This is a genomic window from Photobacterium obscurum, assembly GCF_026191635.1.
Classification (GTDB): domain Bacteria; phylum Pseudomonadota; class Gammaproteobacteria; order Enterobacterales; family Vibrionaceae; genus Photobacterium; species Photobacterium obscurum.
The window spans coordinates 51866-77161 of the sequence record NZ_JAKRRW010000007.1 but is presented as its reverse complement, the minus strand read 5'-3'; the positions used below and the strand labels follow the sequence as shown (position 1 = coordinate 77161).

At 44.1% G+C, this 25296-nt stretch carries 21 protein-coding genes; 8 read left to right on the top strand and 13 right to left on the bottom strand.

Going from position 1 to position 25296, the window contains the following annotated elements; all coding sequences use genetic code 11:
- Positions 1-52 precede the first annotated feature (52 nt).
- From MD588_RS10980 to MD588_RS10965, 4 genes are all read right to left on the bottom strand, one after another.
- A complete protein-coding gene (locus MD588_RS10980; RefSeq protein WP_265697270.1) occupies positions 53-1657 on the bottom strand; it encodes an EAL domain-containing protein in 1605 nt (534 codons plus the stop codon).
- 908 nt (positions 1658-2565) lie between these two features.
- Positions 2566-3480, bottom strand: coding sequence for a cation diffusion facilitator family transporter (locus MD588_RS10975; RefSeq protein ID WP_265697269.1), 915 nt, complete (start codon positions 3478-3480; stop codon positions 2566-2568).
- 246 nt (positions 3481-3726) lie between these two features.
- Positions 3727-4161, bottom strand: a complete 435-nt coding sequence (trxC, locus tag MD588_RS10970; RefSeq protein WP_265697268.1) for a thioredoxin TrxC — start codon at positions 4159-4161, stop codon at positions 3727-3729.
- Positions 4162-4302: 141 nt separating this feature from the next.
- A complete protein-coding gene (locus MD588_RS10965) occupies positions 4303-4761 on the bottom strand; it encodes a hypothetical protein (RefSeq protein WP_265697267.1) in 459 nt (152 codons plus the stop codon).
- A 532-nt stretch (positions 4762-5293) separates the two neighbouring features.
- Between MD588_RS10965 and pdhA the strand changes: the two genes are divergently transcribed.
- The 3 genes from pdhA to MD588_RS10950 are packed head-to-tail and all read left to right on the top strand — an operon-like array spanning position 5294 to position 8497.
- The gene (pdhA, locus tag MD588_RS10960; RefSeq protein ID WP_265697266.1) at positions 5294-6382 is read left to right on the top strand and encodes a pyruvate dehydrogenase (acetyl-transferring) E1 component subunit alpha; all 1089 of its coding nucleotides are present in this window, start codon (positions 5294-5296) and stop codon (positions 6380-6382) included.
- A complete protein-coding gene (locus MD588_RS10955; protein WP_265697265.1) occupies positions 6375-7358 on the top strand; it encodes an alpha-ketoacid dehydrogenase subunit beta in 984 nt (327 codons plus the stop codon). Before pdhA ends, MD588_RS10955 begins: the two co-directional genes overlap by 8 nt.
- Positions 7355-8497, top strand: a complete 1143-nt coding sequence (locus tag MD588_RS10950; protein ID WP_265697264.1) for a dihydrolipoamide acetyltransferase family protein — start codon at positions 7355-7357, stop codon at positions 8495-8497. The genes MD588_RS10955 and MD588_RS10950 overlap by 4 nt, the downstream gene beginning before the upstream one ends.
- Positions 8498-8583: 86 nt before the next feature.
- Here MD588_RS10950 and MD588_RS10945 read toward each other — a convergent pair whose 3' ends face one another.
- Positions 8584-9921, bottom strand: a complete 1338-nt coding sequence (locus MD588_RS10945) for a DEAD/DEAH box helicase (protein WP_265697263.1) — start codon at positions 9919-9921, stop codon at positions 8584-8586.
- A 397-nt stretch (positions 9922-10318) separates the two neighbouring features.
- Between MD588_RS10945 and MD588_RS10940 the strand changes: the two genes are divergently transcribed.
- The gene (locus MD588_RS10940) at positions 10319-10933 is read left to right on the top strand and encodes a DUF2238 domain-containing protein (protein ID WP_265697262.1); all 615 of its coding nucleotides are present in this window, start codon (positions 10319-10321) and stop codon (positions 10931-10933) included.
- Between the two features lie 64 nt (positions 10934-10997).
- Here the strand turns inward: MD588_RS10940 and galE are convergent, their stop codons facing one another.
- Positions 10998-12014 carry a UDP-glucose 4-epimerase GalE gene (galE, locus tag MD588_RS10935; RefSeq protein WP_265697261.1) on the bottom strand — a complete coding sequence of 339 codons (1017 nt, stop codon included), beginning with the start codon at positions 12012-12014 and terminating at the stop codon, positions 10998-11000.
- A 258-nt stretch (positions 12015-12272) separates the two neighbouring features.
- On the opposite strand from galE, the gene MD588_RS10930 reads away from it, so the two are divergent.
- The 3 genes from MD588_RS10930 to MD588_RS10920 all read left to right on the top strand — a co-directional run bounded on the left by MD588_RS10930 (position 12273) and on the right by MD588_RS10920 (position 15010).
- Complete coding sequence (locus MD588_RS10930; RefSeq protein ID WP_265697260.1) at positions 12273-13205, top strand: alpha/beta fold hydrolase; 933 nt, start codon at positions 12273-12275, stop codon at positions 13203-13205.
- Positions 13206-13330: 125 nt separating this feature from the next.
- On the top strand, positions 13331-14383 hold the full coding sequence (locus tag MD588_RS10925) for a GGDEF domain-containing protein (protein ID WP_265697258.1): 1053 nt from the start codon (positions 13331-13333) through the stop codon (positions 14381-14383).
- A gap of 111 nt (positions 14384-14494) precedes the next feature.
- On the top strand, positions 14495-15010 hold the full coding sequence (locus MD588_RS10920) for an NUDIX hydrolase (protein ID WP_265697256.1): 516 nt from the start codon (positions 14495-14497) through the stop codon (positions 15008-15010).
- Positions 15011-15158: 148 nt separating this feature from the next.
- Here the strand turns inward: MD588_RS10920 and MD588_RS10915 are convergent, their stop codons facing one another.
- Positions 15159-18191, bottom strand: a complete 3033-nt coding sequence (locus MD588_RS10915) for a S8 family peptidase (RefSeq protein ID WP_265697255.1) — start codon at positions 18189-18191, stop codon at positions 15159-15161.
- Positions 18192-18523: 332 nt separating this feature from the next.
- Here MD588_RS10915 and MD588_RS10910 point away from each other — a divergent pair, with 332 nt between their 5' ends.
- On the top strand, positions 18524-18631 hold the full coding sequence (locus MD588_RS10910; protein ID WP_265697254.1) for a 3-ketoacyl-ACP reductase: 108 nt from the start codon (positions 18524-18526) through the stop codon (positions 18629-18631).
- A 117-nt stretch (positions 18632-18748) separates the two neighbouring features.
- Here MD588_RS10910 and MD588_RS10905 read toward each other — a convergent pair whose 3' ends face one another.
- The 6 genes from MD588_RS10905 to MD588_RS10880 form a co-directional block, all read right to left on the bottom strand.
- Positions 18749-19507: an SDR family oxidoreductase gene (locus tag MD588_RS10905; protein ID WP_265697252.1), complete on the bottom strand. Its 759-nt coding sequence runs from the start codon at positions 19505-19507 to the stop codon at positions 18749-18751.
- Between the two features lie 44 nt (positions 19508-19551).
- The gene (gene mmsB / locus MD588_RS10900; protein ID WP_265697251.1) at positions 19552-20469 is read right to left on the bottom strand and encodes a 3-hydroxyisobutyrate dehydrogenase; all 918 of its coding nucleotides are present in this window, start codon (positions 20467-20469) and stop codon (positions 19552-19554) included.
- A 45-nt stretch (positions 20470-20514) separates the two neighbouring features.
- Entirely contained in the window at positions 20515-21669 is a 1155-nt protein-coding gene (locus MD588_RS10895; protein ID WP_265697249.1) for an enoyl-CoA hydratase/isomerase family protein, read from the bottom strand.
- 23 nt (positions 21670-21692) lie between these two features.
- Entirely contained in the window at positions 21693-22475 is a 783-nt protein-coding gene (locus MD588_RS10890) for an enoyl-CoA hydratase (protein WP_265697248.1), read from the bottom strand.
- A gap of 76 nt (positions 22476-22551) precedes the next feature.
- On the bottom strand, positions 22552-23721 hold the full coding sequence (locus MD588_RS10885; RefSeq protein WP_265697247.1) for an acyl-CoA dehydrogenase family protein: 1170 nt from the start codon (positions 23719-23721) through the stop codon (positions 22552-22554).
- A gap of 34 nt (positions 23722-23755) precedes the next feature.
- Complete coding sequence (locus MD588_RS10880; protein WP_265697246.1) at positions 23756-25249, bottom strand: CoA-acylating methylmalonate-semialdehyde dehydrogenase; 1494 nt, start codon at positions 25247-25249, stop codon at positions 23756-23758.
- Between the last annotated feature and the right edge of the window lie 47 nt (positions 25250-25296).

Genomic DNA, 25296 nt, shown 5'->3' with positions numbered 1-25296 from the left:
CCGGTGGAAATACCGCCGGCCCTTTCAAGCTCTTTACATCGCTCTCCTAAGCCTAGGCGGCGTATTCGATTTTTTTCTCTTCATGATTATGAGAGGCCATGCTTTTGCAGAAGTAGGCGAAGTCACGAAATATCATTGGACGGCCAAAGAAATATCCCTGCTGCAGGTATACTCCCTGCTCAGCTAAGTATTGAGACTGCTCTTCGGTTTCAACGCCTTCAGCAATCATTTCCATTCCCGCCTCTTTACCAAACGCAATTATAGAATCGAGCAGGGACAATTTAATATCAGACGTTCCAATATTCTCAACAAACATCTTGTCTATTTTCAGACTTCGTATATTTAGCTGCTGAATGTAACTAAAACCACCATAACCGGTGCCGGCATCATCCAATTTTACGTTGATCCCTCTTATTCGAAGCTGTTCTATTACATCGGAGGCCATCGTTAGGTCGGTAAATTGCTTTCGTTCAGTAACCTCAAAGGCAATTTGGTCTGGTTTAATCTCTGAGTATTGTAGCAAACTCAACGATTTTTCCATGACATCGAGACTTTCGAGTTGATCAGGGACGACGTTAATACTGATAACCTGTTTCGTCGCCTGCCAATTAAGCTTACTAATTTCAAGAATTGCTTTTTTAATCAACTGATCGGTTATTGGGAGGATTTGACCACTTTTTTCAACATAGGGGATAAATTCCATCGGTGAGATCACCTCCTGACCCGGCCGCTTCCAACGCGCGAGCATTTCGCAGCCATACAACGAATTACTCGACACATCCACGATCGGTTGGTAATAGGGAACAAACTCCTCTTTTGCTATACCTTGCTCAACCAAGGAGTGAAGCGATAGCTTTCGTTGCATTATAGTGTGCTGGAGATAAATGCATATAATTCCAAGTGCTCCACCGAGAAGAAACAATGGTAGCCATAAATTATCTTGATATCTGGCTAGCAGCTCTTTCTTAACAAAGGTGTTCACCCTAAGCCCCCCACCAAGCTCCGAACTAAATAAAGGGGCAGAAGAAAACAGCGAAGCGTCTCCACGCCAAAAAGAAACGGTCGGGTTATTAATCGATGAAATAGAACTTAGGACACAGTCATTACAATATTTATTCCTGATTGATTCAGAAATCAGTGGTTCCAAATGAAGCAGCAATGAACCTCGTTGATCTTTCCACTCTGCAACCAGCAGATTCTGTTCATTTCTGGATTCAGAGGCGACCCATAGCGAAACATTCGGTGAAAGCTTATCGATTAATGGCGCGAGTCTCGCTTCTACATCAGCACCAGTAAAACTTGTGCACTGTTCACCATTACTGGTGGTTAGCGTAATCCGCCGAATTACATAATCATTATATGCTATATGTTGGAGCTGATGTTGATCTAGCAAACCACAGTCAAACTGAAAATTCTTACTTAACTCAGATAAGACCTCAGGAAAATCGTTGATCTTCATCGAGTAAGTATTGAGCAACTCTCGTGAATCGGAACTAATTACATATGACAATTGCAGCTTGGAAAAAAAACCACTTGTGGATGATAAAAGCAACGCCAATCCAAGAACAAATGCCAGAGATAAAAATTGAGGCCTTGTATATGTAAAGCATTTACCAAATTTTGTTGCTGTTTCCGAAAATCGATTACCGAATAACATAACCCGTAAAGGAGCCTTTCCTTAATAGCTGTCCTAACAAGCGACAGCATCGTCCATACCAATGCAACCCGTCTCAGTCGCAAGAATATACAACAATATTCATTAACAAGCTCATTAACAAGCATTTCATTTACTCTGCAGACGCTTTAGATCACGCCTTGAAGAAAACATAATGACAATGTGCTAATCAGTGATTTTTTGGGTTGAAAAGGAAGTTTAATCCAACAATAAGGTATAAAACCCTACACTACTGTAAGAAAAGGCAGGCAATAACAGCAAAATGCATTAAAAAAACATCACCGCATCGTTACATTGATACTGAAGCAAAACAAAAGCGCCCTCAGGCGCTTTGTTTTAAAATGAGTCTCGTGAGTAGTCTATGTCTTTTGTGCATTTTTTCTCTTTCGAGATGATATACGCGGCACCAATAATAAAGGCAATGACTAGCAGAGTTTCCATAATTAACCTTATAAGTCTTTGATTTAAAGTTCTGACATTAGCCTTTACAAACGCACTGTCAGCATTAAGGGTTAAGCTATGGTCTAAAGATTGCCTCTGAATAAAGGCAATTTTTAGACAAAAAATAAGATACCCTATTTGGGTGTTTTTTGCACTAACCAGTCATCAAAATGTGACAAAAAAAGCTATGATCAGTTACTGCAAATGTTCAGTCAATTAATCTGATTAACTCTATTCAAAGGGTAAAACTCTTACGTTTCGCCCCCTAGTGTAGCAAAAAGAAATAATCTTAAAACAATAAAATTATATGATTATTTTCTGAACGTATATATTTTGCTTGTATTCGCTCATAACTACCAGTCTATTTTTGTTGATAATTGTTTGCACCTTGGATTAGAAAATCTAATCCAGCGACTCTCTAAAGCCCAAGATCAGTAACTTAGATAAAATCAAAGCCACCGCTCCTGCCCTGTAAACGTAACGGATAGCCATGTATCACCAAGATCATCCGCAAGTTCTTCCCAGAGCAACTGTCGAATATAGTCTTGTCGCTTTGTTGTCCAGTAGGCATCATTCCTGACGAGAATATTTACTTCAAGATCATACTGTCGACCCGTTTTGGCAAAATGGTGCGTATAATCATCGAAATGATATTGCTGTGATAACCTTGCAATAACGCGGTCAACACGGCGCTGAACCTTATCCTGCGGCGCTACAAGCAAAACCTCACGCAAGTTACGTCGTAACACCTTTATCGGTAAAACCGATGCGGCAATCGCCAACGTCGATACTAGAATTGGATCCACATAGGCATTCCAGTGTGAATAGCCCAAGTGATCAAGAAATATCACTATGATGAAACCGATTAGAATTGCAGCACTTAAAATACCATCAACCAGCCATTCCTGTGAATCAACACGAACCAGTTCTGACTGCTCACTGCTAGCAATATATGTCTCGGTAAAATAGATTGTAAAACAACAAATTGTCGAGATAACCGCATAGCTAATAGCGTGCTCTAACACAATATCATGCCCGCCATTCATGATGGTTTGCACACCACTAAGAAAAGCAAATAAACACGTTACGAGGATAAGCAATCCATTGACAACATTAATTAAAGGCTCGATATGTGCGTAGCCAAACTGGAACTGTCGGTCATCAGGCTTTGAAACGAGATAGGCGGTATAAAGGCTTAGGCCTGTCATACCCATACTGAGAAATGAAAACATGCCGTCCAGAAGAATGGCATTGGATCCGACATACAACCCATAACCAATCCCAAGGCTAGTCAGCAACACTGTACCAGCCAGGGACAATTTCAATGCTAAGCGTTCCTTACTAATTTTACGACGGTTAGTCATAAAATCCTCCTAGTAGTCAAAAATCAAAAAAGTTTCGTTATCGCAAAACGATCATTATTGAGTCGTTCAATAACCACAATAGCACTAACTATAAGTGAATGAAATGTTATACCTTTTGGCTTACAGGCAAATGCACCATACTAAGTATCCCAACTCCCCTCAGGATAGTTGGGATATTTTAGGAAGTATAAACATCACAACAGATTGCCCTCACGACGACTTGTGAGTTAATCCGGCAGTTTGCCTTTAGGATTGCAGAACATCATCCAACCACATGCCGAACTCTTTCTTACGCAAGGCTGTATTCAATATGGCTTGTTGTTTACCTTTTTTAAACACCATAATCGTCGGAACACCACGAATACGGTATCGGCTTGCTAGAGACTTATTTTTCTGCACATTAAGCCGTAAGAACCGAAGTTGTTTTTTTCTCTCAGAAGCCATCTTTTCAAAAATTGGTTTGAAAGTACGGCATGGTGAACAATTATCGCCCCAAAAAGTCACAACGACAGGCTTTGGGCTTTGAATTAGCTTATCAAAGTTACTTGAGTCTGCTTCAACGGGTTTACCGTCAAGTACCGCTTTATTGCAATGTTCACAGTTGACAGTATTCGATAAAGATAGCTGGGAGATTGACGCAATTTTCTGACAATGGGGGCAGGTTACAGAGATTGACTTCATTGAGTTTCCAGATATTACAACATATAGCATTAACCGCAGAAAAGGATATCAGACAACCGTGTACGAATCTGCTCGAATCTTCAGAGATACCAGCAACAACACCGCCCCTCTACCCAAGTGTTGTAAGTTACATAGTATTCATTAAGGGGCTGAAGTCTGAAGCTGTAACCTTTCTATATCATTAAAGAAGTTAATCATTTTTGCTCGACTGACACTATATTCAAAGTCAGCTCCATCACAATAGTCCTGCTCATAAAGCTGTATATCATGATTTTTTATCCGTACGAACTCACACGTTGCATGTTCCTCACAGGCTAGGTCTCGCTCATGCCGTAACTGAGACCAGTATGTTGAAAAATGTCGCAGCGCATAGTTAAGTTGCTCATAGTTTTCAGCACTTAACTCAGGCTGTAAGGTTTTAAGCTCCTGTTGCCTCTCATCAATAAACTCATCAAACGATTCAGTAAGGCTATATCTGGAAGAGTCGTAACACTCCCCTTGGATGTAGGTTGTTTTTTGACTTGCAACATCACTTACAGTTTCCTGTGAAGTACACGCCGCAACGAAAAATATAAAGAGTAAACTACTGTAAAACTTCATAGCGCACCATAAAGAGTTAATCACAGTCGAAACGGTCAAAACTAATTATGAGCGAATTCTTCCAACACCGCGGCCTTATGTTCGACAATCTCAAGAATAAGACACCTAGGGATAACGCGTAACATCGATAATCTACCCTTACGTTTTTGGCAAATTAGCATCAGCGTCAGCCGGTACATTCATCCCGGAGATGACAACTTGTACACAGCTCCATAAAAAACATTAGGTTTGTTAATCTCACCATGAAACTCTATCTATTGACACCTCGTTGGAATTATCAATCATTCAACCATTAGACCTCCCCCGCGTTACAACAGATTACTCTGTATCGATTTCTTTACTAACTGCTTTATTATTAACGAGTGCAGATTTTAACAATTTGGTTACACTTAAGATTATCTGGTTATACCGAGACTTAGCTTGAGAATGGTGGCGCGTGTAGTTACTCGATAATTGTTTTATTCATCGGTATATCCTTTAAATGTGATTTGCTGTCCGCCTCTTTTTGAGCCAGCAATAGAAGGAGCTTGAGATGAATGTTCAGGCCTTACCGATGCAAAGGTATATTGACCATCATGGTAGTCTTGTCGATCAACTCCCCACTTGGGCCGATCAAGCCACACTGAAAGGGTTCTACTGCGACATGGTTTTAACCCGTGTCTATGATAACAAAGCCGTCGCACTGCAACGTACTGGCAAACTGGGGACTTATCCTTCCCATCTAGGATCTGAAGCCATTGGTATTGCTATAGGACGCGCACTTAAACCCGATGATGTTTTTATTCCATACTACCGTGATATGCCTGCCATGTGGGCTCGAGGTATTGGTATGGAAAAAAACCTTCAATATTGGGGAGGTGATGAGCGTGGTAGCGATTTTTCTTTTGAGGACAGACACTGTAGAGATTTACCTTTCTGTGTCCCGATAGCGACTCAATGTACCCATGCCGTCGGCGTAGCTGCTGCCCTGAAAATTCAGGGAAATCACCAAGCGGCATTGGTAACCTGTGGTGATGGTGCGACTTCCAAGGGCGATTTCCTCGAATCTCTCAATTGCGCCGGTGTCTGGAACATCCCATTAGTCTTTGTCATCAATAATAATCAGTGGGCGATATCTGTTCCCAGAGCAATCCAATGTGGCGCTGAACTCCTATCAGATAAAGCCAAGGGAGCGGGTATAAAAGGTATAACGGTTGATGGCAATGATATTGTTGCTATGTATGACATCGTATCGACCAGTCTAGACAAAGCCCGTAAAGGTAAAGGGGCAACATTAATAGAGGCCATTAGTTATCGCTTAAGTGATCATACAACCGCCGATGATGCCAGCCGTTACCGCAGCGAAGATGAATTACAGCAAGCCTGGGAGTTTGAACCGCTTAATCGCTTGAAAGTATTCTTAATTAATCAAGGCTGGTGGACCGAAGACGAAGATGAGCAATGGCTTCAGCATTGCCGTGAAATTGTCGAGAAAGCCGTCGCTGAATACCAGTCATTGACTCCACAAGCTCCCGAATCCGCTTTTGATTATCTTTATGAAACACTTGACCGCGATCTTCACAAACAGCGGGATATTATAATTAACAAAGCAATGCGCATGCAGAGAGGTCATCGTGGCTGAACTAACACTACTAGAAGCCGTCAATCTTGCCCTGCATTATGAGATGGCACATGATAAAAACGTGGTTGTACTTGGTGAAGATGTGGGTGATAACGGCGGTGTATTCCGTGCAACTGTCGGACTGAAGGAAAAATACGGCTGCAGGCGGGTCATCGATTCACCGTTAGCGGAAGCACTGATCGCTGGAGTCTCAGTCGGGATGGCAACACAAGGGCTTAGGCCTGTAGCAGAGTTCCAATTCCAGGGCTTTGTCTTTCCCGCAATGGAACACCTAGCCTGTCATGCGGCTCGGATGCGTAACAGAACCCGTGGCCGACTCACCTGCCCTGCCGTCTTTCGTGCACCTTTTGGTGGCGGTATCCATGCTCCAGAGCATCACTCAGAAAGTGTCGAGGCTCTTTTTGCCCATACCCCGGGGATCAGTGTAGTCATCCCATCTTCGCCTCAACGAGCCTATGGACTCTTACTGGCATCGATTCGCAGTAATGATCCCATCATGTTTTTTGAACCTAAACGGATCTACCGCACAGTAAAATCAGAAGTCATTGATAATGGCGAGTCACTCCCGTTAAAAACCTGCTTTACGCTAAGAAAAGGACGAGATCTAACGCTCGTTACCTGGGGAGCCTGCGTCGTGGAGTCACTTCAAGCTGCAGCCAAGCTTTCACGCATCGGAATTGAAGCTGAAGTCATTGATCTCGCGACAATCAAACCCATTGATATGGAAACAATTTATGCATCACTAGAAAAAACGGGCCGCTTACTGGTCGTTCACGAAGCCAGTCAGACTTGCGGCGTGGGTGCCGAAATCCTAGCCCGTACCGCTGAGCATGCAATGTGTTTGCTAAAAGCTCCCCCAAAACGCGTTACCGGTATGGATACCATAATGCCCTATTACCGTAATGAAGATTATTTCATGGTTCAGGAAGAAGACATCATTGAAACGGCGAAAGAGCTCGTGGAGGGTTGGAAATGAAGGCATTTACCTTACCAGATCTCGGAGAAGGCTTAGCAGAATCTGAAATTATTGAATGGCATGTGAATGTTGGCGATAGCGTAGAGTTAGATCAAGTTGTATTAACTGTTGAAACGGCAAAAGCAACGGTTGAGGTTCCAGCACCATACAGTGGTACTATCGTCAACCGCTACGGTAAAGAAGGAGATGTAATTAATATCGGTAGCCTATTACTTGAGATCGATGAAAAAGCCGCAGCCGAAAAACCGCAACAAAAAAAAATTAAGCAAGACGCCGCAACCGTGGTTGGCAATGTTTCGAACCAGGCTCAGCACGTTGACATTGACGAATTCTGGATCGGTGCTAAACATGGCCACAAACCTGAGGAAACATTAGCGGCAATGCCTTCAGCTCGACTACTGGCTCAGAAGCTCGGTGTTGATCTTACCGGTATAAAAGGCAGCGGCCCTGACGGTGTTATTCTTGATGCAGACGTCTATAACGCCTGCGATGAACAACTTCCCGGTACGGAAGTACTAAAAGGAGCAAGAAGAACCATGGTTAACACCATGGCACAATCTCACCGGGATGTCGCCGCGGTAACAATTACTGAAGAAGCGCTACTCGAGCAATGGTCCGAAGACGAAGATATTACCAGCCGGTTAGTACAAGCTATTGTTGATGCTTGCCACCAAGAACCCGCCTTAAATGCTTGGTTTGATGCTGACACTATGACCCGTTGTGTACATAGTACCGTCAATATAGGAATTGCCGTCGATAGTCGCCACGGGCTTTACGTCCCTGTGCTTCGCCACGCTGACGAATACAGTGCTAAAGGTATTCGGCAATGGGTAGATAAAACCGTTAAGGGGATCAGGGAGCGACGAATTGAACGAGAGCAGCTGCAACATGCAACGATAACCTTAACAAATTTTGGTGCCATTGCGGGAATTTTCGCGACTCCTGTTGTTACCCCTCCTCAGGTAGCCATCATCGGGGCTGGTCGAATGATTGAAAAACTGGTATTCAGAAATGATAAGCCAGTTTCGATCAATACGATGCCTCTGTCGATGACTTTCGACCACCGCGCCTGTACCGGAGGAGAAGCAGCCCGCTTTATGAAAGCCATGGTTAACCATCTTCAACAAGCCACCTGCTAAACCAACAAACCACAACCGATAAATAGCAAAATGCCAGTCATCTGACTGGCATTTTTTTAGCTAACATTGGATGCTTGCATTAGCTATTAATCTTCAGAAGCGGGATTAACCGGCTTTTTCTTCTTCGGCACAAAGACATTATCACCCACAGCCACGCTGTCGTAGAAACGCTTATCCATTTTCTTCTTCGGCTTAGCCGCAGTTGTCTTCTTGGCCACTGGCTTCTTGCTGGTTGGCTTTTTCTTCACAAACTTTTTCTTAGGCGCAGGTTTCAAGCCCTTGAACTTACCTTCCAGCCCTTCAATCGTACTGAAGCTGATATCTTGCTTCAGGAAAGCCTCAACATTTTTGAAGCTCTTCCAGTCTTTAGGGCCGACAAAAGAAATCGCATCACCTTTGTTACCGGCACGGCCTGTTCGGCCAATACGGTGAACGTACTCTTCAGCATGTTTTGGCATATCAAAGTTAATTACATGAGATACTTTGATGATATCCAGACCACGTGAGGCAACATCAGTCGTCACCAGAATTTTGTGACAGTCACGCTCAAACTGACTCATGATACTGTTACGCTGCGTCTGATTTAAGTTACCGCTCAACGCAACCGCTTTAAGCTTGCGCTCATTCAGCTCTTTCGTCAGACGATCGGTATCGGCACGAGTAGCCGTAAAGATAATAACCTGATCGTGGTCTTCTGTTTCCAGCACTTTGTCCAGCAGCGCTTGCTTATGATCAAGATGATCACAAAGAATGAAGCGCTGAGTAATATCCGTATGCTCTTCAGCAGAGTGGCCAACAGAAATACGTTTCGGTGCGTTCAACATTTCAGAAGCAATATCGACCACATCAGCATGATCAAGTGTCGCTGAGAACATCAATGTTTGACGACGACGGTGGTTCGCAGCTTCGTGAATGCGACGTAGCTGTGCCTCAAAGCCTAAATCAAGCATACGGTCCGCTTCATCTAGGATCAGCATTTCAAGACCGTCAAGGTGTGTACTGCGATGCTCAAGGTGATCAGCCAGACGACCCGGTGTTGCAATAACAAACATCGGGTCATTGCGCAAGGCTTTCACCTGATCATTAAAGTTTTCGCCACCAACAATAAGCGCACCATCGTATGGTGTACCGGCATTCAAAGTACGAAGCTGGGCAAAAACCTGTTTGGCCAGTTCACGAGTTGGCGTTAGTACCAATACGCGAGGATCACGGCGAGTAAAAGGCTTGCTGCGATACATACGCTGCATAGCCGGAAGTAAGAATGCTAGTGTTTTACCGGAGCCAGTCTTTGACGAGGCCAGTACATCCTTGCCCAGAATGCCAACAGGAATAGCAGTTTGTTGAATTTCAGTTGGTTTATCGAACGCCAGATGGTTCAGTTTTTTCAGAAGGCGCTGGTCTAATCCAAGATCTTTAAATAGCAAAATGGTGCTCCGGTAAAAATGCTCTAGTTATGAGCAGAAATAGTTACAGCCCCACCCCATGTGATTTATCTCACATAAAGGTGAAAATTGTTAGCAGAGGATTATATCACAATTATTACGGTAGACACCTACTTAGAGAGATGAATTATTCGTTATCTCAGAATAGGATACTGATTATATCTTTAGATAAGACGACTTCAGCAGCTGCCATCATTGGTATCGACCTTACTCCCTCTTGAAGCACCTTGCGTCGCATCTTCAAAAACTTGCTTATGATCGCGAAAACTCACAAATGTCGAATGATGCGATCTTTTCTCCCTACCAAACAATAAAACACTGTATTATAATTGATACTTAAACCATCACAATGCATTAGCTCGTACAAGGATTCACTAAAATGCCAGTGAATAGCACCTCAAGACTACCTTTAGTTTTAGCCATATTCGTTAGTTCAACGATTATCTGGTCTGGCATCAATCCTGCCTTTCAAGAGGTCTGGATTGCTGAAATAATTCCCATTTTACTGATTTTCATTCCGCTGCTGACAACCTACAAGTGGTTCCGATTTTCTAATGCTGCCTATATGTTCATGGCTTGCTGGCTCATACTGCACAGCATCGGTGCTCACTACACCTTCGCCAACGTCCCTTTCGACTGGTTCGGTGATTTAATTGGCTCCGAGCGTAATCATTTCGATCGCTTTGCTCACTTTTCTATTGGCTTCTATGCCTATCCCGTTGCGGAGTACCTTTCACGAAAAGGACATTGCAACCCGTTTCTCGCTGGAATGTTTGGCTTATTAACCATTATGGGAGTTGCAGCTGCATACGAGATCATTGAATGGTGGTATGCCGTACTTGCAGGGGGTGAAGCCGGTATTGAGTTCCTCGGCAGCCAGGGAGATATATGGGACGCACAAAAAGACATGCTGGCTGATACGCTTGGCGCCTTGTTCAGTCTGGGGGTTTTCTTTTACACTAAACCCTACCGTACCGAAGCTAGCCAAGCCTAAACACACAATAGGCCGCTTAGTAGAGCGGCCTATTAATTATCTAATCCTTCCTTCGTTAAAAGTATTACACGTCAGGATAACCATTTGGATTATTTAGCTGCCAGCGCCAAGTATCGGCAGTCATATCTTCAATAGTTCGTCTAGCTTCCCAATAAAGCTCTGTTTTTGCCTTAGTGGGATCGGCCCAACACTCAGCAATATCCCCCGGCCGCCGCGGCACGACTTGATAAGCGACTTCGACCCCAGCAGCTTCTGAAAAGGCATCAACCATTTGCAATACGCTAAAACCATGGCCTGTACCTAGGTTATAGATATGAAGGCCGGCTTCTTTACCTTTATAGTTCAACGCAGCTAAGTGCCCATCAGCCAAATCAACGACATGAATGTAATCACGTACACCTGTACCATCAACAGTTGGGTAATCATCACCGAAAACAGGCAAATATCCACGACGACCAACAGCAACTTGAGAGATAAATGGCATCAGGTTATTGGGCATTCCCTGGGGATCTTCCCCCATTTCACCCGATTTATGGGAACCAACCGGATTAAAATAACGTAGCAACGTGATGCTCATTTCTGGGTGAGCTTTATGAATATCGGTAAGACAATTCTCAACCATCAGCTTACTGCGACCATAGGGATTAGTCGCACTTGTTGGGAAGTCTTCCATAATTGGAACAGAAGCTGGATCACCATACACCGTAGCTGACGAGCTAAAAATAAGGCTATTTACCTCTGCTGCGCGCATCGCTTCGACAAGCACCAAAGTACCGTGCACATTGTTATCGTAGTACTCCAAGGGCTTTTCAACTGACTCACCCACCGCTTTCAAGCCTGCGAAGTGGATAACAGACTCGACGTTGTTCTCAGCCAACACCTTATCTAAAAAAGCACGATCACGGATATCACCTTCATAAAAAGTCGGCATTACTCCTGTCAGCATTTCTATTCGTGCCAGCACTGATTTCTTACTGTTGTATAGGTTATCAACAATAATTGGCATCATACCGGCTTCAATCAACTGCACGCAGGTATGGCTACCAATGTATCCCATTCCACCCGTTACCAAAATACGCATAATGCCTCTCGTTATCATTCCCAATTTGAAGTACGATATACATACCGTCATTTATATAGCTTTGTTAAACAAATCTATAATTTCAACAATAACAATGAATTAACTTTATCTTCATTAGCAAAATGAGATCTCAAATATAAATTTGCAAACTCCTCCCCCTCGTTAAATTACACAGCAAAATTCGAACCATATCCCATGACACGAAAAATAAAACAGTGTAAAATTATTTCACCTTTTTCTCGTAGATATATTCGAATAATGACTAAACTGCCAATATTCAAGTTGTATCGCCAGCTGATACTCATTCTAGTGTTCATTACGCTGACAGGTTGCGAACTTGTTGGCTGGAAAGCCGAGCAAGATAAAAATAGCCTTGAAGAAGCCGGTTACACCGAGCATTTCCTTACCCTTGCCGATGGTGGACAAATGAAATTTTGGGTTGGTGGCAACGGAAAACCATTGCTATTGCTGCATGGCTTTGGTGGCACCGCGATATCAACCTGGAAAAAAGAGATGCTTGAGCTTAACCAGGACTATATGGTGATAGCGCCTGATCTTGCATGGTTTGGTGACTCATACAGCAACGGTAGTCCTAACCTAAACACTCAGACAGATGCTGTCTGGCAGATTTTGGATTCTCTGCAGGTTGAAAAAGTCAATGTGGCAGGCATTTCCTATGGGGGCTTTGTAACATACAACATGATGACCACGCCCGAACGAATTGAAAAGTCTGTTATCATCGCGAGTCCAGGTCCTCTGTTCAGTGATGGCGATCTAGCCGATCTATGCGTACGAGCAGGTGTCGACAAACCAGAAGACCTTTTTGTTCCACAGAATAGTAAAGAGGTACGTCGTCTATTCGATCATGTTTTCTATGACAAGAAACGCATGCCTGATTTTGTCGCAGATCAAATATACCAAGGTTATTTTGCGCCGTGGAAAAGTGAAAAAGCAGCTTTAATTCAAAGCCTTATTTATGACCGCCAACGTATTAACCAATATCCGGTGGCTGATTTACCACCAAGTATGCTTATTTGGGGCGACAGTGATCAAATATTTCCACTGAAAAATGGCATTGAGCTAAGTGAACACATTAACTCTGCCATTGTGGTTATTCCTAAAACAGGGCATGGCGTCACCAATGAGCAGCCTGAATTAGTAACTAAGCTGCTAAAGTCATTCTTATCATAAATCAACAAATTACATATTTTTCATTAAAAAATTAGACAGATGTATCCAGCCTGAATTATGCTAGCCCCTCAATGCGCCATGTTGCACATTGAGGGATCAGCTTCAACAAGGATGTAAATCAGGCTATGACCACCGTTATCAAAAGCGCACAACTCGAATCAACCAACTTCGCGTATATTGAACTCAGTAAACAAACGCTGAAAAACCAACTTAACTTACTATTCCCAGTATCAGGGGGTGTTTGTTTAATTATTGCATTCACCTACTTTGTCTCAGACATTTCGCCTGGTTTTACTCTGTCTGCACTCTTCGGTGCAGTACTGTCATACCTTCTATCTGTCATTAATCGCTATAATGTTAATCCCCATCTTCTAATTTGGGTCTTTATTGGATTTATCACTCTCAACTGCGGATATGGTTTTTATGCCGACAGCACTCACCTGGTTAGCAATACCATTGCCCTGACCATTCCCCTGCTTTGTTTCTTTTCTCTCAGACATGAGCACGCCTGGTGGTATAGCTTAATTTTCGGTCTGATTTATATCACGATGAACGCAGGAAAACTGTCTGATAAGCATTTACAAATTACTGAAGCACTGCAAAATATCAGCGCCTATTCGATGGTATTGATCATGGCTTATTTACTGGCTCAGCACAGGAATGAAGCGATAGAACGGGTAAAGAAAACAGCAACCACTGATTTTCTGACCAACTTGTATAATCGCCACGGTTTAGAAGCCGTATATAGAAATGAAGCCTCTCGCTGTCAGCGATATATGCGTGATATTTCCATGCTATTAATAGACATAGACAACCTCAAGACAATTAATGATCGCTACGGACTAGAAGCTGGCGATCAAATTCTGATGATGCTCGCAAAATGCCTTCAACAAAAAGTCCGTAAAAATGACTATATTGCCCGCTTAGATAGCCAAGAGTTTTGTTTGCTGTTACCTGATACTGATATCAAACAGGCTGAAGAGCTTGCAACTTGCCTAAAAGACGAAGTGGCAAGTTGGGCTCTCGAGCTTAACAGTGGTCACAGGGTAACAATTACCGTCAGTATCGGTTTAACCCCTGTCGAATATCAGCAATTTAGCCACGACTATGTAAAAGCAGACAGCGCTTTACAGAGAGCCAAGAACTGGGGGCGTAACCAAGTTGCCGTAAGCCACTAGCCCCATTTATTGCAGTGATTTCACACCTAATCCGACGTACCAGTAGCTTAGGATGGACCAAGCTATGTTAAGATGGCTCAAGACTAAGTTACTGGTAACCATTTGTTCTTTATGAAAACGAAGACTCTCTGTCAGTGGAAATGCTTTTCTGTCGAACAAGCATCTCAGACTCTGCCTGACGGCCGCGATATTGAATTCACGACTGTGAAACACCCTGGCGCGGTTGTTATTGTCCCAATAGCGGATAACGGTGACCTTATTATGGTTCATCAATACCGTCCGGCCATTCAAAAATGGATTCTTGAGTTTCCCGCAGGCACCCTTGAAAGCCAGGAAGATATTCAGTCCTGTGCTCAAAGGGAGCTGGCAGAGGAAACCCAACTCCAAGCCTCACACTGGTTAGCTCTTGGAGAATTACTTCCGGTCCCTGGTTTTTGCGATGAAGTCCAGCATCTTTATTTAGCAAAAGGGCTGTCAAGTTGCGATGGGGAGCTGGACGATGATGAAATTATTGAGGTCTTGCCAATATCGGTCGCCGAATTTGAAAAAAAAGTGGCTAACAATGAAATACAGGACGCCAAAACACTATCTGCATTTCTGAAAGCTCGAATAATGAAGCTTATTTAGACTAGCCGCAGCCAATTTCACAATAATACCAATCAGGTTAAGTAAATATTCTGGTTAAATACTTATGCTGATCGGTATAAAATAACCGCTATCTCTAACTTTCAATGCAGTTTTCGATAGCGGTTGTGTTTATTATGACATTGGCTAGTTAAGCGACCAACTTCTGCTTTCTACGTGAACAAGCCATTGCAAATAGCACCGTCACTACAAATATTCCGTTTGAACCACCACTACTTTTACTCTCAGCTTTTTCTGTTATTCGATCAGAACCACCAATTTCCGAGTTCAACGGCTCTTGGTCGTGGAAGTCATCAACGCCATCACCATCAGAATCAGCATTCGCCGGATCAGTGCCATAGTCTTTAACCTCTACAATATTCGTCAGGCCATCACCATCCATGTCAGCATTGACACCACCGCTAAAAATAGCGAGGTTATCAATAATAACTCTGTCCAGAGCTGAACTTTTCACGTCATTCTTTACATAGCGGAAAGTAAAAGTATTCAGGCCTTGAGGAAACGGAACAATAATATTGTGCTCCATCATTTGCCCCGAAAGTTTCTCAGCAACTACTCCGTTAACCAAAATCTCAAGATAATCAGCACCTAATTCTGTATCCAACCAGAGGTCAAAACTCAACTCGCCGGCACTAAAAGCACCAGTGTGCTTAAATATGGTTTCGCCCCCATTTCCGATTGAATTACTTTTCAGGCGGTTGTCACCAAGAAAAGTCACAACGTTCCAACTACCGAACAGCTCAGGTTTTTCTTGTTCAAAATTCTCAAAATAATAGCTTAAGAACTTGGGCTTTTCTTTATTGCTAAAGGGATCCGTCCCTACTTCTATTTCAACAATATTTATAAACCCATCGTTATCGGAATCAAGTTCAGAGTCATAATTCTTCGGGTCTAGACCATACTTGATCTCAACACCATCAGATATTCCATCCCGGTCAGTATCAATCGTTAATGGATTAATCGCATATTGCAGCTCAAAATTATCATTTAAGTCATCACCATCAGTGTCCTTAAGCAACGGGTGTGTATAAGCCTCAAACTCTTTGATATTTATCAGCGAATCTCCGTCTGAGTCCGCCGCTGAATCATCAGAATTTATGTTCAATCCGTAGTAGACTTCCCAGCGATCATCCATTCCATCATTATCAGTATCGATTAACCCTAATCCAGGCATAACTATATTATCGACAGCTACCCTATCTCGGCCATCTGATATCGATATATCTTTACGATACTCAAACCTGAAATGATTTCGCCCGGCATTTAAGTCAACATCTACCCTGCCGTAGAAGTTGCCAGATTGGGTATAAACCTCTACCTCATTAATATATAACTTAAATTCATCGAATGATGCTTCCGTCGAGACATATAAGTCAAAACTAATCTGGCCTTGACTTGTGGTCGCCTCAAACTCAAAGGCTGCCGTTTCACCATCTTGGATCAGTTCAGATTCAAACCAGTGACCATCATGATCAGACGCAACAATGTTGAAGCCTTTATTCGCATTAGTTCCGTTCGTGATACCAGGAACCACTCCCGTTTCAAACTGATAGGCATCCGGGGAGTACACTTGCTTGGGTATTAAAGACTTCTCTTTAGGATCTAGCCCCCATTGATACTCATCAATGTTAGATATCCCATCACCGTCTGGGTCTGAGCTGGCATCGGTTTTATCTCGGGGATCAAGTTGATAACGAATCTCCCACCCATCTGGCAGACCATCATAATCAAAGTCGGGTTGTAATGGTTCAAGGCTAACATTGAGCTCATAGCCATCCTCTAGTCCATCATGATCACTGTCTGCGACTTTAGGTTGCGTATTAACAGTGTATTCTTTCAGGTTCGTTAAACCATCGCTATCAAAATCCATTTCGGCGTCAGCTGAATTAAACCGCTCAAAGCCATGCTTTATTTCCCAGGAATCAGGCATACCGTCCGAATCACTATCTGCCATACCCGTCTGAGAAAAATTACTCTGCAACAGATAATTATTTGCACTTAATGCATCTGAAATAATATCCGGAATTGCCGACTTTCTAAGTGTCTCTGCAGCTTTATCTGGCGTTAGGCTATTATCATGCTCAAGCATTAGTGCCACTACACCCGCTACATGCGGGCTAGCCATTGACGTTCCGCTGATTGTTTGGGTATTCGACGGACCATCAAACCAAGCTGATGTTATATCTGAGCCCGGTGCAAAGATATCAATACAACTACCAAAATTGGAAAAATACGAGCGATGATCACCAGAAGTAATAGAACCAACAGTAATCGCATTTCCAGAACTTGCCGGAGAATACTTACAGGCATCATCGCTATCATTTCCAGCAGAAGCAACGGCGACAACACCCTGGTTATATAAACTCTCAATCGCATCATTTACTGATTGGCTAAAATCCCCACCGAGACTTAAGTTTGCCACTGCGGGTAACTGGGCATTATTGGCAACCCATTCAATGGCTTCAATAACATCCTCAGATGTACCAAAACCATCGCACCCCAATGCCTTTACACTATGCAAAATAACATCTTTAGCAACCCCATACTGACTTCCACCCACAGTACCGGCGACATGAGAACCATGGCCATTGCAGTCTGCAGGGTTGGTGTCAGTATTGACGGTGGAAATCAAAGCACCAATCCGGCCTGTAAAATCGACATGATTAGGATTAATGCCTGAGTCGATGATATAGGCATTTACACCAAGTCCTGTAAAATCATACTGGTAGATACCATCAAGCGGCAACATTGACTGATCAAGGCGGTCTAGTCCCCATGGCGCATTGGGCTGTATCGCATTAGCAGAAAAAAGAGTTACGGGTTCTATATAGGCAACGTCACTAGCAGCTAATAGTTCTGCCAGCCCCTGCTTATCAAGTTCTATTGCAAACCCATTTAGTACTTTAGTAAATTCAGAGGTTATGACACCATTCGCTTTAAGAGACAATTGGCCTGCTGAACTTGCAACATATTGCTCGGCCGTCCTCACCCCAAAATGAAGATCATCTTTGAGAACAACAATATATTTGTTTTCTATCACACCTGTATTGTCGGCTCCAACCAACTCAGCACTGATAGAATTACCAACAATACCAAGCATCATAAAAGGAGCTGTCATTAAGCCTAATGCAGGCTTATATTTCAAAACACCGGATCGCCTCATCAACACAAACTCCATTTAGTTCAAGACGAATTTATAAGTCTTTATGCGCAGGTCACTTCAAGGTGCCAGTTAAACAACATGAAAACATTTGCATATTTTGACATCAAATTAGCAACATTCTGCTTCCAGTTGAATTAGAACCCTTTATTTCATCGCTGTTTCATAGCAATACTTCATGCAGTTCCAAGAAATTTCGTACAAAGCTACGACTGGTTGCTTTCCATTATTGGCTCATACTCTCTAACAATTTATCTGCCCTCGCTCCAAAGAAGAACTCGAAGTTTTCCTTCTGTTATGGCATCTTTTGCGTCTAGTTATACGGAGTGGCTCTGATGGAAAAAATTTTTTCTATTTTTAATAAAGCAGCAGCAATTATGGCTATGCTGATGTTCGTGCTTGGTGGCGGCATGGCTCTTTTCGTAATGATTTACGGCAACTAATACCTATCTGGATAAGTCGATAAGATATTTATTTAGATTGATATAGCCTCTAAATCAAAAAGAAACGCCTGACCGTTAATCAGGCGTTTCCTTTTGAGCAGTGCGAACGAAAAAAAGCTACATGCGCATACCACCGTCAACCTCAAGCACCCTGCCAGTATAATAATCATTTTCTAGTATAAATTTAGCGGCATGAGCAATTTCACTGGCTTCACCCATTCGAGCGACAGGAACCATTTGCTTGAGCCTTTCTATCGCCTCGGGCTTTAGTTGATCAGCCATGGCAGTTTGCACAATGCCAGGTGCAATGGCAGCTGCTCGTATTCCATAGCGCCCCAACTCTTTTGCCCAGCACACCGCCATCGTTGCGACGGCTGCCTTGGATGCTGAATAGTTACTCTGCCCCATATTTCCGGCCCGCGCTACGCTAGAAATATTAATAATTACACCTTTACTTCCCGTCAATATCATTTGCGAAGCAGCCTCACGCCCACAAAGAAACGTGCCGGTAACATTCACATTCATAACAGTATTAAACTGTTCCAGCGACATCTTACTGAGTTCACCATCCTTATATTTAATCAGTAAGCCATCACGTAATACGCCAGCATTATTTACCAAGCCATTCAAATGACCAAAATCATCGATAATCTGCCGAAACGCTTGCACTACCTCTGTTTCACTGGTGACATCGACTTTATATGTCAGTGCTTTAGCGCTTAGCATCTGGCACTGCGCCTGGGTATCAACCAATCCATCATCATTAACATCAATAAGCGCCAACTCAGCCCCAGCTTGGGCTAATGTAATAGCCATCATTTGCCCAAGCCCTTGGCCAGCTCCGGTTATAGCGATCACACTCTGCTTCAGATCCATGAGCATTACCCCCATTAATCAATCGCATCAATCTCGAGCGATAGTTATTTGCCTTTCTTGATCTTTTTATCGCGATAGAATTCAAACAAACTCGAAAAATCCAGCAATTCATTGCCTTTGGCATTATGAAAAGCATATAAATTGCGTGCCAAAGTCCCCATAGGTATTGCTGATTGACTATGGAGAGCAGCATCCATCCCCAACCCCAGATCTTTCGCCATCAATTTACCCATAAAACCTGGATGGTAATCATTGCTGGCAGGTACTTTATCCATAACGCCCGGACAAGGATTATAAAGCTCAAGTGCCCAGTTTCGGCCAGAGCTCTGAAGCATAATGTCCGAAAGCACTTTAGGGTCGAGGCCATTATCAATCCCCAAACTCAGTGCTTCGCATGTACCCGACATCAAAACCCCCAACATTAAATTGTTACAGATTTTAGCCATCTGCCCATCGCCAGCTTGACCGGCATGAAAAATATTCTTTCCGACATATTTGAGAATATCCTGGGCTTGAGCGAAACCTTGATCAGTACCTCCGACTATGAATGTTAATGTTGCCGCCTGAGCGCCAGCAACACCGCCGGAGACAGGTGCATCAACAAACTCCAAGTGCTTCTTAGTTGCTTCTGAGGCAACCAAGCGAGCAGAGCCTGGATCAATAGTCGAGGAATCAATAAGAAAAGTATTCTCGCTGACAAGGTTAAGCAAGCCAACTCCACCATGGTGATCGCCAAGGTACACCGCCCTCACATGCTCGCCGGCTGGCAACATGGTAATAACCGTATCGGCGCCGGCCACAACATCCTCAAGCGATGCCGCTACATATGCGCCTTCTGCCCCCAGCAAATTCGCGGCATGTGTATCCAAGTCAAACACTCTGACAGTTAATCCCGCTTTCAATAAATTCTTCGCCATTGGGTTGCCCATGTTACCCAACCCGATAAACGCAATGGTGCTCATGACAAGTCTCCTCTGTGGCAATAAAACGATTAAAGATGGAAATGACTAAGACTGCTCAGCCCCCAATTTAGCCAGGGGATGATCGGCTTCAGACCATAATGGGGTAAATAACTCACTGATTACCCCCTGATCCACAGATTCAATGGTTTTAAAAATCCAATCAGGCTGGCCGCACTTGTCTATCAACCTTGCTCTAACCCCTTCTTGAAATTCACCCAGCATTCCACTTCTAACAGAAAGGGTTAATTCCAAACGAAAGCACTCTTCCAATGACAATAATCGATACTGGGTCAGCAGCCTAAAGCAAATAGTGGCGGTAATTGGGCTACCTTCTTTTAATGTTGTTTTCGCTTGTTCTATCCATCGCCCCGTACCATCAATCTCATCAATCTGTCGTGATATATCCGCCAGGTCTTCACCCACGCATGATTGCTGGATTTGATCAAAATAGGGAATAAGCTGGCTTGTGGGATGGTGGGGAATTGCTACTTCATCAAGGCTCGAAAGCAGCTTAGTTACCATGGCATAGCTGTCCTCTCCCACACCCCACTGGTGACCCTGTAACTCATCAAGAGCCTGTTGTTTCTGATCCGGAAGTAAAACATGATCTGTAAGCTTAAGGTCAAGTGCATCACTGGCATTGATTGGAGATCCTGTTAAGCCAAGGAAAAGTCCAATACCTGAGGGGAGTCGGTTAAGAAACCAGGTAGCACCGACATCAGGGTACAAACCAATACTAATTTCGGGCATCGCCATACGAGAGGAAGGTGTCGTAATTCGATGGCTTGCACCTACGTACAACCCGATCCCTCCCCCCATGATAATACCGTTACCCCAGACAATAAGAGGCTTGCTATAGCGGTGAATTAAATAATCACAGCTGTACTCAACGGTAAAATACTCGGTTAAAAAATCCTTGGCAGTGTTGTCCTGTGTTTTTTGCTGTTGATGGGATGACGCCAGCATCATTTGATACATGGTCCTTACATCTCCACCCGCACAAAAAGCCTTCTCACCAGCGCCGTGTAAAAAGACACAGACAATGTCATTGTCCTTTTCCCACTCTTCCAGCATCATTTTAAGCTGTTTAAGCATATCCAGTGTCAGGGCATTAAGAGATGTTGGATTATCAAGTTCAGCAACGCCAATATTATGCCCAGAAATACATGCCAGCTTGCTAAAATTCACTTTACCTGCCATAGCATCCCCGTTTTCCAATCTGATCAACCATTTTTCCACTGAGGCTGACGTTTTTCTAAAAAGGCATTCACGCCTTCAGCCTGATCTTCGGTATCAAATAACTGAACAAAGAGTTCACGCTCCTTCATCAAGCCATGTTGAAGGGGAGATGTTCGACAATTCTGGATCAACTGTTTACAGGCTTTTACAGATGATGGCGACTGGTTTGCAACAGATTCTGCCATGTTCACTGCCATATTAAGCCCCTGCCCTGTTTCAGCAACTTCTTCAACCAACCCGATTTCCAGCCCCTGAGAAGCACTCACTCTTTCTCCGCACAAAATGATCCTCTTAGCCCAGCCCTCACCAACTAACCAAGTCAGGTTCTGAGTACCTCCCGCACAGGGAAGCAGGCCTACTTTTGCTTCAGGCAAAGCCATTTCTGCATGAGCTTCTGCTATCCGAATATCACAAGCCAGTGCGACCTCGAGACCTCCCCCCATCGCGTAACCATTGATGGCAGCAATAGATACGCCGCGAAACGCTGATAACGCTTCGAAGGCTTCACCAAAACGTTGCGCCATATCAAAGGCGATGGCTTTATCTCCAGAGGCAAACAAATTGAGATCAGCGCCTGCCGAAAAGAACCTCTCCCCCTGCCCGGTAATGACCAAGGCATAAACATCTTTATTTTGGTTAAGGCTTTCGACCAGGGCCTTTAATTGTCCAAGGCTTTCAACTGTCCAGGTATTAGCTGGGGGGGTATTCATGGTAACTACGGCAACATGGTTATTGATCGCAACCAAAATGGCATTGTCATCTGACATATCGATTCCTTAGTTACAATTTACTAGATGTTATCTCTAGATAGTAAGAGTGACTAAAAATACAGAGCAGTAAGAATCAGAGTAATTCTGCTTCATCACTTAACACCCGACGTGAAATAATTAACCGCATAATCTCGTTGGTACCTTCCAGGATCTGATGAACCCGCACATCGCGGAAATGACGTTCCAGAGGATATTCCTTAATATAACCATAGCCGCCATATAGTTGCATAGCGGCATCACACACCCTGAACCCAACGTCTGTTGCGAACCGTTTAGCCATCGCACAATATGCAGTCGCCTCGGGATCTTGGCGATCAAGCTTACTGGCGGCATAGCGAACTAACTGCCTTGCAGCAACCAGCTCTGTTGTCATATCTGCGAGTTTAAACTGAACTGATTGGAACTGAGACAACGTCTTACCAAACTGCCTCCGCTCAGTGACATATTGCTTGGTCTGATTCAGTGCCTGCTGCGCCGTACCTATCGAACAAGAAGCAATGTTAATCCGGCCGCCATCTAAGCCTTTCATCGCAAACTTAAAGCCTTCGCCTTCAGCTCCTAATAAGTAAGATGCCGGGATCTCAACGTTTTCTAACGTTACTGCGCGGGTGGGCTGGCTATTCCAGCCCATTTTGGGCTCTTTGCGGCCATAACTCACACCGGGAGCATCGGCTGGTACAATAAAGGCTGAAATCCCACTGGCACCCGTTGACTGCCCCCCCTCACAACCCGTACGAGCCATGACAACCAACACTTCAGTTTCTCCGGCTCCCGAGATAAATGCTTTTGCTCCATTAAGAATATAACTATCGCCATCTTTGACCGCGCTGGTGGTCAATGACGCCGCATCAGAGCCCGCATTAGCTTCCGTAAGGCAATAAGAGGCGAGAGCCTCGCCGGTTAACAACTTAGGGCAAAATTCAGTTTTAGCCTGCTCTGAGGCAAAAGACGCAACCATCCAGCCAACCATGTTATGAATCGTCATAAAAGCCGTTGTCGAGGTACAGCCCATTGCCAGTTGCTCGAAAATAATTGATGAATCTAGCCGGCTAAGGCCAAGGCCTCCTTGTTCTTCGGGAGTATAAAGACTTAAAAAACCCAACTCACCGGCCTGCCTTAGCACAGCTTTAGGGAATATCTGCTTTTCATCCCACTCGGCAGCAAGCGGTGCTAACTGCTCAGTCGCGAATTGTTTAGCCGTATCGGCAAACGCACATTGGTCTTGGTTCAATTCAAAGTCCATTAGTCTCTCCCGAGGGCATCTCCTAGGGTGTATCCTAGCGCAAATGAATCGTAAGATTTGGCCCCGTTGGAATATCATCATCGAACCAGCGAGCAGTAACCGTTTTGGTTTCTGTATAAAAACGAACAGCCTGCTTGCCGTAAGCATGAAGATCACCGTAAAAACTGCCTTTCCAGCCTGTAAAGGAGAAAAAAGGGAGTGGAACCGGGATCGGAACATTGATACCAACCTGACCAACTTGAATTTCATGTTGATACTTTCTGGCTGCAGCCCCGCTGGCGGTAAAAATTGACGTCCCATTGCCATAAGGGTTCTCATTCACCAAAGCAATCGCCTCTTCAAGGGTATCGACTTCCAAACAAACCAGCACTGGGCCAAATATTTCCTGTTTATAAATCGACATATCCGTTGTCACACCACTAAATAAAGTGGGTCCAACCCAATTGCCGTCGGGGTGCCCCTCTACAACACACTGGCTTCCATCCAATTCACAGACGGCCCCCTGATCTTTTCCTTCTTGAATCAGGCGTAATACACGGTCTTTCGCTTTTTGGCTGATTAACGGACCATACCCCGCCGCAGAATCATCCCATGCTCCGGGACTGACTTTCGTCATTTCCTCTTTCAAATCAGGGATCCACTCTTTGGCACCATCAACCAACACCGCAACCGATATTGCCATGCAGCGCTGGCCAGCAGCACCAACAGATGAACCAACCAAATTGTTAATCACCTGCTCCTTATTGGCATCCGGCATCACGACCATGTGGTTTTTGGCTCCGGCAAAGGCCTGCACTCTCTTTAGATGATTAGTCCCGGTTTGGAAGATATAGCGAGCAACCGGTACAGAGCCGACAAAAGAAACCGTACGGATGTCGGGGTGTGACAACAGAAAATCCACCTGATCTTTCTGGCCGTGCACCACCTGCAATATTCCATTCGGTGCACCAGCCTGTTTAAACAGCTCGGCCAAACGAATCGAGGTCAAAGGAACTTGATCTGACGGCTTAAGCACAAAGGTGTTACCCGCCGCAATTGCCAAAGGAAACATCCACAACGGGATCATTGCCGGGAAGTTAAATGGCGTTATCCCACAGCAAACCCCTAAAGGTTGCGTCAATGAGTATGTATCAATTTCGGCAGCGACATTTTCGACCGTTTCGCCCATCATTAAGCTAGCAATATTGGCCGCCTGCTCAACCACTTCAATCCCCCGCCAAACGTCGCCTTTCGCATCAGCAAATATTTTTCCTGTTTCGCTGGAAAGCAATTTGGCTATTTCATCGTGATGAGTTTTGAGTAGATGTTGGTAATTCAGCATCAGCCTTGCACGTTCTGGCACTGGGACTTCCTTCCAGTCCAGAAAAGCCCGGCTTGCACTTGCAACCGCTTCATCCATCTCGTCCCTGGTGGCACAAGGTAACCTCGCGATCACTGTATTCGACATCGGATTGGTTACATCCAACCACTCCAGTGATACAGACTTACGAAACTGACCATCAATAAATAAAGGAACATGTTGGTTCATCGTTGCTCCTCAGGGTGCTACAACCCTTTTTGATCTACAGGAAAAAT